This is a genomic window from Streptomyces hokutonensis (assembly GCF_042751305.1).
GTDB lineage: Bacteria > Actinomycetota > Actinomycetes > Streptomycetales > Streptomycetaceae > Streptomyces > Streptomyces hokutonensis_A.
This window is the reverse complement of sequence record NZ_JBHYWD010000003.1, coordinates 1-14126: the sequence shown is the minus strand read 5'-3', so window position 1 is coordinate 14126 and position 14126 is coordinate 1. Positions and strand designations below refer to the sequence as shown.

Here is a 14126-nt window from a genome sequence, read left to right as displayed (position 1 = left end):
AGATGTTGTGGACCGATCCCAACGACCCGACCCTGATCCCGTACCGCCGCTCGAAGACCCTCGCCGAGCGCGCCGCCTGGGACTTCATGAGCGGCTACGACGGTCCGACCGAGCTGACCACCGTGCTCCCCGGCGCGGTGTTTGGACCGGTCCTCACCGCCGCGAACCTCGGTTCCGTCGGCATCATCGCGCGCATGGTGAGCGGGAAGATGCCGGGCGTCCCGCGCATCGGCCTGGAGGTCGTGGACGTGCGGGACCTGGTCGACGTCCACATCCGCGCGATGACCTCACCGGCCGCCGCCGGTCAACGCTTCCTGGCCACCGGGGAGTTCGTGTGGATGGAGGACATCGCGCGCACCCTGCGCGACGGCCTCGGCGAGCACGGCCGTACCGTCTCCACGCGCCGCCTCCCGGACTTCGCGGTCCGCCTCGCCGCCCGCTTCCTGGACCGGTCCCTGCGCGAGATCACGCCCGCGCTCGGCCGCCGCAACCGCCACAGCACGGAGAAGGCCCGCCGCGTCCTCGGCTGGGAACCGCGCCCGGCCCGGGAAGCCGTCCTCGACTGCGCCCGGAGTCTCATCGCGCACGGAGCCGTCTAGCTGTCCGCGACCGCCAACCGCGCTGTCCGCTCGCCCAGTTCGGTGATCCGCGCGCCGTCGAACCCGAACACCGCACTGCGCACGGTGTTTTCGAGGGGGTCCTTCCACTGCCCCGGGATCGCGTCCGCGCCGGTGAGCACTCCGGCGACCGAACCGGCGGTCGCGCCGTTCGAGTCGGTGTCGAGGCCGCCGCGGACGGTGAGGGTGATGGTGCGGGTGAAGTCGCCGTCGCCGTACAGGAGTCCGGCCGTCAGGACCGCCGCGTTCGGGATCGTGTGGATCCAGCCGAGGCCGGCCGTCTCCTCGGACAGTGTGGCGAGCGTGTCCTCCCAGGTCATCCGGGTCTCGTGCAGTGTGAGGACCCGGCGCACGGTGCGCGCGAGGCGGCAGCCCGGCGGGATCACGGTCAGCGCCGTGTCCAGCGCGTGCCGCACGGTCGGCGCGGTGAACGCCGCCGAGATCAGGGCGGCGGCCCACATCGCGCCGTAGACACCGTTCCCGGTGTGGGACAACACGGCGTCCCTGCGCGCCAGTTGGGCCGCGCGGCGCGGGGCGCCCGGGCTGGTCCAGCCGTAGATGTCGGCGCGGATCAGGGCGCCGATCCACTCCTGGTACGGGTTGTCGTACGTCGCCGTCAGCGGCGGTTTGAGGCCGTTGGCGAGGTTGCGGTAGGCGGCGCGCTCGGCCGTGTACGTCTGGAGGTACGGGAGGCGCAGCAGCCACAGTTCGCCGACCTGCTCGGTGCTGAAGCCGAAGCCGTGGGTCTCCAGGAGGTCGAGGCCGAGAATGGCGTAGTCGACGTCGTCGTCACGGCAGCTGCCGTGGATCCGGCCGCGCACGCACCGCTGCCACTCGGGGCGCAGCTCGAAGCCGTCGTCCTCGCCGGCCGGCTCGGGCAGGTAGTCGGTGAGCGGCAGGGCGGCGGCCCGCCGGAGGTAGCGGTCGATGCGGTCGCGCGTCCACAGGTCGCCCTGCTCGACCGGCTTGCCGAGCATGTTGCCCGCGATCCGGCCCAGCCAGCCCCCGAGGATGCGGTCCGCGAGTGCCGGCTCGGTGCGCTCTGGGGTCATGTTTCCGGTGTACCCGATTCCGGGCGGGGCAGTGGCACAGGAGGCGCTCAGCCCGGTCCCAGCGTTCGGGCGGCGCATGACGGCGGGGGCGTCCGGCGGCTAAGGTCGCAGCGGCGCGACTGGTCCTTAAGGGCCCGTAGAGCAAGGGGATCGCAAGGTGGCGGACGCTGCACAGAGGGGCACCCACAGGGTGCTCATCGCCGCGGACAAGTTCAAGGGGTCGCTGACGGCCGTCCAGGTCGCCGAGCGGGTGACGGCCGGGCTGCGCCGGGTCGTGCCCGATCTGGAGGTCGAGGCCATGCCGGTCGCCGACGGCGGCGACGGCACGGTGGACGCGGCCGTCGCGGCCGGGTTCGAGCGACGGGAGATACGGGTCGCCGGACCCCTCGGCGACGAGGTCACCGCGGCCTTCGCGGTCCGCGGCGACACGGCCGTCGTGGAGATGGCCGAGGCCAGCGGGCTGCAGAGACTCCCCAAGGGCGTCTTCGCCCCGCTCACCTCCTCGACGTACGGCTCCGGCGAACTGCTGCGGGCCGCGCTCGACGCGGGCGCCAGGACGATCGTGTTCGGCGTCGGCGGCAGCGCCACCACCGACGGCGGCGCGGGCATGCTCTCCGCGCTCGGGGCGCGCTTCCTGGACGCGGACGGCGAACCGGTGCCCCCTGGCGGCGGCGGCCTGAGCGAGCTGGCCTCGGCCGACTTCTCCGGCCTCGACCCGCGTCTCGCCTCCGTCGCCCTCGTCCTCGCCAGCGATGTCGACAATCCACTCACCGGCCCCAAGGGCGCCGCCGCGGTCTACGGCCCCCAGAAGGGCGCCGCACCGGACGACGTGGACGCCCTCGACGCGGCCCTCGGCCACTACGCGAAGATCCTGGAGGAGACGATCGGCGCCAGGGCCGCCGAGTACGCCGTCGCCCCCGGCGCGGGCGCGGCGGGCGGTATCGGCTACGGCGCCCTCCTCCTCGGCGCCCGCTTCCGCCCCGGCATCGAGGTCATGCTCGACGTCCTCGGCTTCGCCTCCGCCCTGGAGGGCGCCACCCTGGTCATCACCGGCGAGGGCTCCCTCGACGAACAGACCCTGCACGGCAAGGCCCCGGCCGGCGTCGCCGCGGCGGCCCGCGCGGAGGGCAAGGAGGTCGTCGCCGTCTGCGGCCGCCTCGCCCTGCCCCCACAGGCCCTCGGCCACGCCGGCATCCGCCGCGCCTACCCGCTCACGTCGGTCGAGCCGGACGTGGTGAAGTGCATCGCGGACGCGGGACCGATCCTGGAGCGGGTGGCGGAGAACATCGCCCGGGACTTCCTGGTCTGATACCCCGCACGAGGAACGCCGAAGGGCCCCGAGCCAAGTGGCTCGGGGCCCTTCGTTTCGTCTGCTACGACCGTTACGGCTGCGCTGCTCGCGCCTCGCGCCGGTTGTCGCGGAAGGTGTTCACGCGGCGGGCCGTCGCGAACAGGGGGATCACCGCGCCCATGACCAGCTGGAGCGCGCAGCCCGTCTGGAGGAGCAGCTGGCCGCTCGGGGCGTCGAACGCCCAGGCCGCCAGCAGGCCCATCGACAGGACGATCCAGGCGAGCATCGCGACCGCGAGGCGACCGCGCGGCTTCGGGTACTCGACCCGGCTCACCATCAGCCAGGCGGTGCCCAGGATCGCCAGGAGCGTCGCCACGAAGGGCAGCTCCAGGAGCACGATCGAGACCACCGTCAGCGCGCCGAACGGGGAGGGCATGCCCTGGAACATGCCGTTCGGCGGGGTCACACAGGAGAAGCGCGCCAGTCTCAGCACCACCGCAAGCAGCACCACGATGGCGCCGACCGCGGCCACTCTCTGGTGCGCGTCGTCCGCGACCATGCCGTAGACGAGGACGAAGTACGCCGGTGCGAGGCCGAAGCTGATCAGGTCCGACAGGTTGTCCAGCTCCGCGCCCATGGGGGAGGAGCGCAGCTTGCGGGCGACGAGGCCGTCGAAGAGGTCGAAGACCGCCGCGCACAGCATCAGGATGACCGCGGTGGCCGCGCTGTGGCGGGCCATGCCGGTCGACTCGTCGTTGCCCGTCAGGTGCGGGATCAGAATGCCGGTGGTGGTGAAGTACACCGCCATGAAGCCGCAGGTGGCGTTGCCGAGGGTGAGGGTGTCCGCTATTGAGAGGCGGAGAGAAAGAGGCATCTCCTCCTCGTCGTCCACCTCGTCGGCCTCGGGCACCCAGCCCGCCTGTGTCTCCGGATCAACCACGGTCAATGCGAGTCACCCCAGCCACCGTCTTCTGACCGACCTCCACGTCCACGTCGACACCCTCGGGGAGGTAGATGTCGACACGCGAACCGAAGCGGATCAGTCCGATGCGCTCGCCCTGCTCGACCTTCGTGCCCTGCGGGACGTAGGGGACGATGCGGCGGGCGACGGCGCCGGCGATCTGGATCATCTCGATGTCACCGAGCTCGGTGTCGAAGTGCCAGACGACCCGCTCGTTGTTCTCGCTCTCCTTGTTGAACGCGGGAACGAAACCGCCCGGGATGTGCTCGACCGAAGTCACCGTGCCGGAGAGCGGCGCGCGGTTGACGTGGACGTTCAGCGGGCTCATGAAGATGGCGACGCGGGTGCGACCGTCCTTCCACGGCATGATGCTCTGCACCACACCGTCGGCGGGCGAGATGACCCGGCCCTGGGTGATCTCGCGCTCGGGGTCGCGGAAGAACCACAGCATGCCCGCCGCGAGCGCGGTGGCGGGTACGGCCACGGCCTTGGCGGCGCCGGACTTGCGCGCACGTACCAGGCTGAGGGCTGCGGTGGCGACGGTCGGCAGGAGCCACGGCGATGCTCCGCGCGCGAGGCGTACGCCTGCCAGGCTGTCGCGTGGTGCAGAGGTTTGGCTGTGGGGCATGGATGACCTTCGTAGCGGATGATGCCGCACTGTAACGGGGGACGGCGGCTTTCCCGGGATCGTACCGGTCGCGGGCCACAACTGGCTAAGCCAGTAAGTCGAGTCGGCGGCTGAAGAGCGTTGACGGGGTGTGATCTTCTTCTCGATGAAAACGCCCCGAAACGGACAATCAGCCCTGGAATCGATACTCTTCGAGCAACCTGCGCCCGATGATCATTTTCTGGATTTCGGCGGTACCTTCGCCGATCAACAGCATCGGCGCCTCGCGGTAAAGGCGTTCGATCTCGTACTCCTTGGAGAATCCGTACCCGCCGTGGATCCGGAAGGCGTCCTCGACGACCTCCTTGCAGTACTCGGAGGCGAGGTACTTCGCCATCCCTGCCTCAAGGTCGTTTCGTTCGCCGGAGTCCTTTTTGCGTGCCGCATTCACCATCATCGCATGGGCGGCCTCGACCTTGGTGGCCATCTCGGCCAGCTTGAACTGGATCGCCTGGTGCTGGGCGATCGGCTTCCCGAACGTGTGACGCTGCTGCGCGTAGGAGACGCCCAGTTCGAAGGCACGCTGAGCGACGCCGCAGCCACGCGCCGCCACATTCACGCGGCCCACCTCGACGCCGTCCATCATTTGGTAAAAACCTCGGCCGGTCTGTCCGCCGAGCACGCGGTCGGCCGGGATCCGCAGACCGTCCATGATCAACTCGGTGGTGTCGACGCCCTTGTAGCCCATCTTGTCGATCTTCCCGGGGATGGTGAGACCGGGCCGGACCTCCCCGAAACCGGGCTCCTTCTCCACCAGGAAGGTCGTCATCGACTTGTGCGGCGCGGTGCCCTCGGGGTGCCCTTCGTCACTGCGCACCAGGACGGCCACGAGCGAGGACGTACCGCCGTTCGTCAGCCACATCTTCTGACCGGTCAGGACGTATTCGTCACCGTCCTTGACCGCCTTCGACGTGATCGCGGAGACGTCCGAACCGAGCGCCGGTTCCGACATCGAGAACGCGCCCCGGATGTCGCCCGCCGCCATGCGCGGCAGGAAGTGCTCCTTCTGCTCCTGCGTGCCGTGCTGCTTGAGCATGTACGCCACGATGAAGTGCGTGTTGATGATCCCGGAGACCGACATCCAGCCGCGCGCGATCTCCTCCACGCACAGGGCGTACGTCAGCAACGACTCACCCAGGCCGCCGTACTCCTCCGGGATCATCAGGCCGAACAGGCCCAACTCCTTGAGCCCGTCGACGATCTGCTGCGGATACTCGTCGCGGTGCTCCAGCTCGGTGGCGACCGGGAGGATCTCCTTGTCCACGAAGTCGCGGACCGTGGACAGGATTTCCCGCTGGATGTCGGTGAGACCGGCGGTCTGGGCGAGTCGCGCCATGGCTACTTCTCCTGCTCCTTGAGCTGGGGGCGGCCGGGCTGCTCGCCGCCGCGCTCCTTGATGTACGTCTCGGTCGGCACCATCACCTTGCGGCGGAACACACAGACCAGCGTGCCGTCCTGCTTGTAGCCCTTGGTCTCCACGTAGACGATCCCGCGGTCGTTCTTCGACTTCGACGGCGTCTTGTCGAGGACCGTCGTCTCGCCGTAGATCGTGTCCCCGTGGAAGGTCGGCGCCACGTGCTTCAGCGACTCGATCTCCAGGTTCGCGATCGCCTTGCCCGACACGTCCGGCACCGACATGCCCAGCAGCAGCGAGTAGATGTAGTTCCCGACCACCACGTTCTTGCCGAAGTCCGTCGTGTTCTCGGCGTAGTTGGCGTCCATGTGGAGCGGGTGGTGGTTCATCGTCAGGAGACAGAAGAGGTGGTCGTCGTACTCCGTGACGGTCTTCCCGGGCCAGTGCTTGTAGACCGCGCCGACCTCGAACTCCTCGTAGGTGCGTCCGAACTGCATGGTGCTCAGGCCTCCGGGGCTTCGAACGTGGACGTGCGCTGCATACCGGCGGCCCGGCCCTTGCCGGAGATGACCAGCGCCATCTTGCGGCTGGCCTCGTCGATCATCTCGTCGCCGAGCATCGCCGAGCCCTTCTTGCCGCCGGCCTCGGACGTGTAGTAGTCGTACGCGTCCAGGATCAACTCGGCGTGGTCGAAGTCCTCCTGGGACGGCGAGAAGATCTCGTTGGACGCCTCGACCTGGCCCGGGTGCAGCACCCACTTGCCGTCGAAACCGAGCGCGGCGGCCCGCTGGGCGACCGCTCGGTAGCCGTCGATGTTGCGGATCTGGAGGTAGGGGCCGTCGATCGCCTGGAGGTTGTTGGCGCGGGCGGCCATCAGGATCTTCATGAGGATGTAGTGGTAGGCGTCCGCCGGGTAGCCGGGCGGCTGCTCGCCCACCACGAGGGACTTCATGTTGATCGACGCCATGAAGTCGGCCGGTCCGAAGATGATCGTCTCGACACGTTGGCTGGCTTGAGCGATCGCATTGACGTTGTTGAGTCCCTGCGCGTTCTCGATCTGCGCCTCAATACCGATCTTGCCGACCTCGAAGCCCATCGTCTTCTCGATCTGCGTGAGCAGCAGGTCGAGCGCTACGACCTGCTGGGCGTCCTGCACCTTCGGCAGCATGATGCAGTCGAGGTTCTGGCCCGCGCCCTCGACGACCGTGACGACATCGCGGTACGTCCACTCGGTCGTCCAGTCGTTGACGCGCACGACCCGCGTCTTGCCCGTCCAGTCGCCCTCGTTGAGGAACTTGACGATGGTGTGCCGCGCGTCGGGCTTGGCGAGCGGCGCGCACGCGTCCTCCAGGTCCAGGAAGACCTGGTCGGCCGGGAGGCCCTGCGCCTTCTCCAGGAAGCGCGGGTTGCTGCCCGGAACCGCGAGACAGGAGCGCCGCGGGCGAAGCCGGTTGACGGGGGCGGGCGTGGTCATGCGGGGACCTCCAAGGGGTCGAGCAGGGGGTCGAGCTTGTTCGCTTTCCGGATCTCGTCGACGATGCGGCCGATGATTCCGGTGATGTCGAAGTCCTTCGGTGTGAAGACCGCCGCGACTCCGGCGGCCCGCAGCTGTTCGGCGTCACCATTGGGGATGATCCCACCGGCGATGACAGGTATGTCTGTGGCACCGGCCACACGGAGCCGTTCGAGGACGTCCGGCACCAGCTGGGCGTGCGAGCCCGACAGGATCGACAGACCGACCGCGTGCACGTCCTCCGCGAGCGCCGCGTCCACGATCTGCTCCGGGGTCAGCCGGATGCCCTGGTACACCACCTCGAAGCCGGCGTCACGCGCGCGTACGGCGATCTGCTCGGCGCCGTTGGAGTGCCCGTCCAGGCCCGGCTTGCCGACCAGGAAGCGCAGCTTGCCGACGCCCATCTCGCGCGCCGTCACATCCACCTTGCGGCGCACCCCGGCCATCGCCGAGCCCTCCTCGGCGGGCACCGCGACCGGCGCCGACGAGACGCCCGTGGGAGCCCGGAACTCGCCGAACACCTCGCGCAGGGCCCCGGCCCACTCGCCGGTCGTGACACCGGCGCGGGCGCACTCCAGGGTGGCCTCCATGAGGTTGTCGGTGCCCTTCGCGGCCTCCTTCAGCCGCTCCAGCGCCTTGCACGGGCGCGGGTGGTTGAACGGCGGCTGGTAGCGCGTGTCCCGCCAGTGCTGCAACGACGCGATGACCCGCGCCTCGACGGCCGGGTCGACCGTCTGGATCGCCGTGTCGAGGTCTGCGGTGAGTGGATTGGGCTCGGTCGTGTTGAAGATGTTGACGCCGACGATCTTCTCTTGACCGGACTCAATACGGCCCCGCCGCTCCGCGTGCGAGGACACGAGCTGCGACTTCAGGTAGCCCGACTCCACGGCGGCCATCGCGCCGCCCATCTCCTCGATGCGGTCGATCTCCGCGAGGGACTCCTCGACCAGGGAGGCCACCTTCGCCTCGATGACGTGCGAGCCCTCGAAGATGTCCGCGTACTCCAAGAGGTCGCTCTCGTACGCCAGCACCTGTTGCATGCGCAGCGACCACTGCTGGTCCCAGGGCCGGGGGAGCCCCAACGCCTCGTTCCACGCCGGGAGTTGCACGGCACGCGCGCGTGCGTCCTTCGACAGCGTCACGGCCAGCATCTCCAGGACGATCCGCTGGATGTTGTTCTCCGGCTGCGCCTCCGTCAGCCCCAGCGAGTTGACCTGGACGCCGTAGCGGAACCGGCGCTGCTTCGGGTCCTCGATGCCGTAGCGCTCGCGCGTGATCTCGTCCCAGATGCGGCCGAAGGCGCGCATCTTGCACATCTCCTCGATGAAGCGGACACCCGCGTTCACGAAGAAGGAGATACGGGCGACGACATCGCCCCTGCGGTCCTCGGGGATCTGCCCGGACGCGAACACCGCGTCCAGGACGGCGATCGCGGTGGACATCGCGTACGCGATCTCCTGGACCGGCGTGGCCCCGGCCTCCTGGAGGTGGTAGCTGCAGATGTTGATCGGGTTCCACTTGGGGATGTGGTTGACCGTGTAGCAGATCATGTCGGTCGTCAGCCGGAGCGAGGGAACCGGCGGGAACACGTGCGTGCCCCGCGACAGGTACTCCTTGACGATGTCGTTCTGGGTCGTCCCCTGGAGCTGGGTGATGTCGACACCCTGCTCCTCGGCGACGACCTGATAGAGCGCCAGCAGCCACATGGCGGTGGCGTTGATCGTCATCGAGGTGTTCATCTGGTCCAGGGGGATGTCCTGGAACAGCCGGCGCATGTCACCGAGGTGCGCGATCGGCACGCCGACCCGGCCGACCTCGCCGCGGGCGAGGATGTGGTCGGAGTCGTAGCCGGTCTGCGTCGGCAGGTCGAACGCGACCGACAGACCGGTCTGGCCCTTGGCGAGGTTGCGCCGGTACAGCTCGTTGGACGCCTCTGCCGTGGAGTGACCGGCATACGTGCGCATGAGCCACGGCCGGTCCTTCTGGCGCTCAGTCATGTACGGGACCCCAGACCTCAGATGTTCCGGAAGCGGTTGATCGCGTCGATGTGCTGGGCGCGCTTCTCCTCGTCGCGCACACCGAGGCCTTCCTCGGGGGCGAGGCACAGGACGCCGACCTTGCCCTGGTGGAGGTTGCGGTGGACGTCGTAGGCGGCCTGTCCGGTCTCCTCCAGGGAGTACACCTTGGAGAGCGTCGGGTGGATCTTGCCCTTCGCGACCAGCCGGTTCGCCTCCCAGGCCTCGCGGTAGTTGGCGAAGTGCGAGCCGATGATCCGCTTCAGGGACATCCACAGGTAGCGGTTGTCGTACTCGTGGTTGAACCCGGAGGTCGACGCGCAAGTGACGATCGTGCCGCCCTTGCGGGTGACGTAAACGCTTGCGCCGAAGGTCTCGCGGCCGGGGTGTTCGAAGACGATGTCCACGTCCTCGCCGCCGGTGAGCTCACGGATCCGCTTGCCGAACCGCTTCCACTCGCGCGGGTCCTGGTTGTGCTCGTCCTTCCAGAACCGGTAGTCCTCGGCGTTGCGGTCGATGATCGCCTCGGCGCCCATCGACCGGCAGATGTCCGCCTTCTGGGGCGAGGACACGACACAGATGGGGTTGGCGCCGCCCGCGAGCGCGAACTGCGTGGCGTACGAGCCGAGTCCGCCGCTCGCGCCCCAGATCAGGACGTTGTCGCCCTGCTTCATGCCGGCGCCGTTGCGGGAGACCAGCTGCCGGTAGGCGGTGGAGTTCACCAGCCCCGGGGCGGCGGCCTCCTCCCACGACAGGTGGTCGGGCTTGGGCATCAGCTGGTTGGACTTGACGAGCGCTATCTCGGCGAGCCCGCCGAAGTTGGTCTCGAAGCCCCAGATCCGCTGCTCCGGGTCGAGCATCGTGTCGTTGTGCCCGTCGGAGGACTCCAGCTCGACGGACAGGCAGTGCGCGACGACCTCGTCACCGGGCTTCCAGGCGTTGACGCCGGGGCCGGTGCGCAGGACGACGCCCGCGAGGTCGGAGCCGATCACGTGGTACGGCAGGTCGTGCCGCTTGGTCAGCTCGCTGAGCTTTCCGTAGCGCTCCAGGAAGCCGAACGTGGACAGCGGCTCGAAGATCGAGGTCCACACGGAGTTGTAGTTGACGCTCGACGCCATCACGGCCACCAGCGCCTCGCCCGGGCCGAGTTCGGGCACCGGGACGTCGTCCAGGTGGATCGACTTGCGGGGGTCCTTGTCGCGGGTGCTGAGGCCCGCGAACATGTCCGTCTCGTCCTTGTGCACGGTGATCGCGCGGTACGACTCGGGGAGCGGCAGGGCGGCGAAATCGGCCGGAGTCGAGTCCGGCGACTGGATCGCGGCGAGGATGTCCTTCACGGTCACGGTGTTGCCTCCGGCGAAGTGCGCCCTGAGGGAGGGGCGCCGATGGTTACGTCGGTGCTGCTGCTGAGGGTGGGTGGAGAGGTGCCGTCGGTTCGGCGGGTGGTGCTTCGGCAGCGCTTTGTGGCGCGGGAGGGTGCCTGTGACGCAGGCGTCCGGGCGCGCAGCCCAGTGGTGGGTTGCGGGGACAGCCGACGTACGGGAGATCTCTGTACGCCGGCCGCCCGGACACCTTCAACGTATGACACTGCGTGTCACCCCGCAAGGCACCGAGTGCCACGAATTGCTCTCAGGTGAAATCTTTACGTAACAAATGAGCGATGATCGATCGAACGGGGTCTGAAAGCCGCGTGAAAAGGTGCTCTGACATGCCAAAACGGCCACCCCGGAGGGTGGCCGTCATCACATGGGAGCGCAGGGGCTTATGGGGCTCAGCGGTCCCTCAGTGCCTCTTCGATGGTCCGCATGACCTCGTCCAGCGGGGCGTCGGTGCGGGCGACCGTCACCAGGACCTCGCCCTGCTGGTGCACCATCGCGGTGGCCGGCTTGGGAGTCGTGGTGCGGCCGGCGCCGATGCCGTTGCCGAACGTCTTCCGTACGATCCCGAAGGCGTGGTCGAGCTGTGCCTCGACGTCGCCCTGGCCGCCGGCCCGCAGCCAGCGCCGCAGCACGTGGTTGTGGGCGGTGACCACGGCCGAGGCGGCGACCTCGGCGAGCAGCGGGTCGTCGTTGGCGTCGTCGTCGTGCGCGTGCTCGTCGAAGTGGCCCAGCAGATAGCGCGTGAACAGCCGCTCGTAGCGGGCCACCGACGCGATCTCGGCCTCGCGCAGGGTGGGCACCTCGCGCGTCAGCTTGTAGCGGGCGACCGAGATCTCCGGCTGCGCCGCGTACATCCGCATGACTTCCTTGATGCCCCGGCACACCGTGTCGAGCGGGTGCTCGTGCGCGGGGGCGGCGTTGAGTACCGCCTCCGCCCGGATCAACGTGTCGTCGTGGTCCGGGAAGATCGCCTCTTCCTTGGAGCGGAAGTGACGGAAGAACGTCCGGCGCGCGACCCCGGCCGCGGCGGCGATCTCGTCGACGGTGGTCGCCTCGTACCCCTTCGTCGCGAACAGCTCCATCGCCGCCGCCGCCAGTTCGCGCCGCATCTTGAGGCGCTGGGCGGCGGCGCGACTGCCCGCGGCACTCTCCGGTGCGTCGGGCGCGGCTGCGGTACGTGAGGGCTTGGCGGGCTGGGGCATGACCCGAACGTACTGCATGTGCGCAGCCTGCCGCGCACGTCGGGGGTTTCCCCCGCCCGCCGTGGGCAGGGGTCCTCCGGTGGGGTCGAGCAGCCCGCCCCACTCTCCTTCGGCCGCGGACCGGTCGCCGTAGGGCTCAGCGGCGGGCATATTCGCGGAAGCCGCGGCCCGTCTTGCGGCCGAGGCAGCCCGCGGCCACCAGGTGCTCCAGGAGCGGCGCCGGAGCGAGGCCCGGGTCGCGGAACTCGCGGTGCAGGACCTTCTCGATCGCCAGGGAGACATCGAGCCCGACGACGTCCAGCAGCTCGAAGGGGCCCATCGGGTAGCCGCCGCCCAGCTTCATGGCGGCGTCAATGTCGTCAAGAGACGCATAGTGCTCCTGCACCATCTTGATCGCGTTGTTGAGGTACGGGAAAAGCAGTGCATTGACGATGAATCCTGCTCGGTCACCACAGTCGACGGCATGCTTCTTGATCTTGACGCAGACCTCGTGAACTGTTGAGTGGACGTCAACATCCGTCAACACCGTACGGACGACCTCGACCAGCTTCATCGCCGGTGCGGGGTTGAAGAAGTGCATGCCGATCACGTCCTGCGGACGCGAGGTGGCACGGGCGCACGCGACGACCGGCAGCGACGAGGTCGTGGTGGCCAGGACCGCCCCCGGCTTGCAGACCTTGTCCAGCGTCGCGAACAGCTGCTGCTTGATCTCCAGGTCCTCGGCGACCGCCTCGACGGCCAGGTCGACGTCCGCGAAGGAGTCGTAGGAGCCGGCCGCGGTGATCCGGTCCAGGGTCTCGGCGGCGGCCTCCGCCGTCATCCGCCCCCGGTCGACGGAGCGCGAAAGCGACTTGCCGATACGGGACTTGGCGAACTGCGCCTTCTCCTCGCTGCGGGCGGCGAGGACCACGTCGTAGCCGGCCTTGGCGAAGACCTCGGCGATACCGGACGCCATGGTCCCGGAACCCGCGACACCGACCGAGCGGACCGTACGACCCGGGGCGAGCTGCGCGCCCTCCGGAGGGGTGAGCGCGTCCCGCACGACGGTCGCGCTGCCGGGAGTCTCGTAGGAGTAGAAGCCGCGGCCCGTCTTGCGGCCGGTCAGGCCCGCCTCGCTGAGCTGCTTGAGGATCGGCGCCGGGGCGTGCAGGCGGTCGTGGGACTCGGCGTACATGGCCTCCAGGACCGTGCGCGCGGTGTCGATACCGATCAGGTCGAGGAGCGCGAGCGGGCCCATGGGGAGTCCGCAGCCGAGGCGCATCGCGGCGTCGATGTCCTCGCGGGAGGCGTACTTCGCCTCGTACATCGCGGCGGCCTGGTTGAGGTAGCCGAACAGCAGCCCGTCCGCGACGAAACCGGGCCGGTCGCCGACCGCGACGGGCTCCTTGCCCAGCTCGATCGCCAGCTCGGTGACGGCGGCGACGGCGGTGGGCGCGGTCAGCACCGAGGAGACGACCTCGACCAGTTTCATAGCGGGCGCCGGGTTGAAGAAGTGCAGCCCGAGCACCCGCTCGGGCCGCGCCGAGTCGGCGGCGAGCCGGGTGACGGACAGGGCGTTGGTGCCGGTCGCGAGAATCGTCTCGGGGCGCACGATCCCGTCCAGCTCACGGAAGATCTGGTGCTTGATCTCGTACGACTCCGGGGCCACCTCGATGACCAGGTCGGCGTCGGCCGCCGCGCTCAGGTCGGTGGAGGTGCGGACACGGGCCAGGGCGTCGGTGCGCTCCTGCTCGGTGAGCCGGCCGCGCCGCACGGCGTGCGCGGTCGCGGTCTCCAGGGCGGCGACGGCGTGGGCGGTAGCGGCCTCGCTGACGTCGATGCCGACGACCTCGCGGCCGGCCCGGGCGAGGACCTCGGTGATACCGGTGCCCATCGTGCCGAGACCGACGACGGCAATGGTCTTGAACGGGGACAGGGGAGCGTCGGACAGGGGAGCTGCCATCGCGGGACTCCTGGAATGAGGGTGACGACTGGGAGCGCGCGCCGTACGAGCGGCTTGTGTCGACCGACGACCTCGACGAACTGGCGGAGGTGCTCACGGCCGTCGGACAACCGCTCTGGGCCCGGGAGTTCGC

At 69.2% G+C, this 14126-nt stretch carries 12 protein-coding genes; 2 read left to right on the top strand and 10 right to left on the bottom strand.

Going from position 1 to position 14126, the window contains the following annotated elements; all coding sequences use genetic code 11:
* Positions 1-2: 2 nt before the first annotated feature.
* The gene (locus ACFXC1_RS09935) at positions 3-599 is read left to right on the top strand and encodes a Rossmann-fold NAD(P)-binding domain-containing protein (protein ID WP_381241172.1); all 597 of its coding nucleotides are present in this window, start codon (positions 3-5) and stop codon (positions 597-599) included.
* On the opposite strand, the gene ACFXC1_RS09930 is transcribed toward ACFXC1_RS09935, so the two are convergent.
* The gene (locus ACFXC1_RS09930; RefSeq protein ID WP_381241170.1) at positions 596-1669 is read right to left on the bottom strand and encodes an ADP-ribosylglycohydrolase family protein; all 1074 of its coding nucleotides are present in this window, start codon (positions 1667-1669) and stop codon (positions 596-598) included. The genes ACFXC1_RS09935 and ACFXC1_RS09930 overlap by 4 nt on opposite strands.
* A gap of 190 nt (positions 1670-1859) precedes the next feature.
* Between ACFXC1_RS09930 and ACFXC1_RS09925 the strand changes: the two genes are divergently transcribed.
* Positions 1860-2978, top strand: a complete 1119-nt coding sequence (locus ACFXC1_RS09925) for a glycerate kinase (RefSeq protein WP_381241895.1) — start codon at positions 1860-1862, stop codon at positions 2976-2978.
* A gap of 73 nt (positions 2979-3051) precedes the next feature.
* Here ACFXC1_RS09925 and pssA read toward each other — a convergent pair whose 3' ends face one another.
* From pssA to ACFXC1_RS09880, 9 genes are all read right to left on the bottom strand, one after another.
* A complete protein-coding gene (gene pssA / locus ACFXC1_RS09920) occupies positions 3052-3870 on the bottom strand; it encodes a CDP-diacylglycerol--serine O-phosphatidyltransferase (RefSeq protein ID WP_381241893.1) in 819 nt (272 codons plus the stop codon).
* A 22-nt stretch (positions 3871-3892) separates the two neighbouring features.
* The gene (locus ACFXC1_RS09915) at positions 3893-4549 is read right to left on the bottom strand and encodes a phosphatidylserine decarboxylase (protein ID WP_033279388.1); all 657 of its coding nucleotides are present in this window, start codon (positions 4547-4549) and stop codon (positions 3893-3895) included.
* A 169-nt stretch (positions 4550-4718) separates the two neighbouring features.
* A complete protein-coding gene (locus ACFXC1_RS09910) occupies positions 4719-5924 on the bottom strand; it encodes an acyl-CoA dehydrogenase family protein (protein ID WP_381241168.1) in 1206 nt (401 codons plus the stop codon).
* A gap of 2 nt (positions 5925-5926) precedes the next feature.
* On the bottom strand, positions 5927-6439 hold the full coding sequence (locus ACFXC1_RS09905) for a MaoC family dehydratase (RefSeq protein WP_019071295.1): 513 nt from the start codon (positions 6437-6439) through the stop codon (positions 5927-5929).
* A gap of 5 nt (positions 6440-6444) precedes the next feature.
* Complete coding sequence (locus ACFXC1_RS09900; protein ID WP_019071296.1) at positions 6445-7416, bottom strand: HpcH/HpaI aldolase/citrate lyase family protein; 972 nt, start codon at positions 7414-7416, stop codon at positions 6445-6447.
* Positions 7413-9452, bottom strand: coding sequence for a protein meaA (locus ACFXC1_RS09895; RefSeq protein ID WP_381241165.1), 2040 nt, complete (start codon positions 9450-9452; stop codon positions 7413-7415). Before ACFXC1_RS09895 ends, ACFXC1_RS09900 begins: the two co-directional genes overlap by 4 nt.
* A 17-nt stretch (positions 9453-9469) precedes the next feature.
* Positions 9470-10807: a crotonyl-CoA carboxylase/reductase gene (gene ccrA, locus ACFXC1_RS09890; protein ID WP_381241891.1), complete on the bottom strand. Its 1338-nt coding sequence runs from the start codon at positions 10805-10807 to the stop codon at positions 9470-9472.
* A 434-nt stretch (positions 10808-11241) separates the two neighbouring features.
* Complete coding sequence (locus ACFXC1_RS09885; RefSeq protein ID WP_381241163.1) at positions 11242-12051, bottom strand: TetR family transcriptional regulator; 810 nt, start codon at positions 12049-12051, stop codon at positions 11242-11244.
* 136 nt (positions 12052-12187) lie between these two features.
* Positions 12188-13993 (bottom strand): 3-hydroxyacyl-CoA dehydrogenase family protein, encoded by a 1806-nt coding sequence (locus ACFXC1_RS09880; RefSeq protein WP_381241161.1) that lies wholly within the window; start codon positions 13991-13993, stop codon positions 12188-12190.
* Positions 13994-14126: the final 133 nt, after the last annotated feature.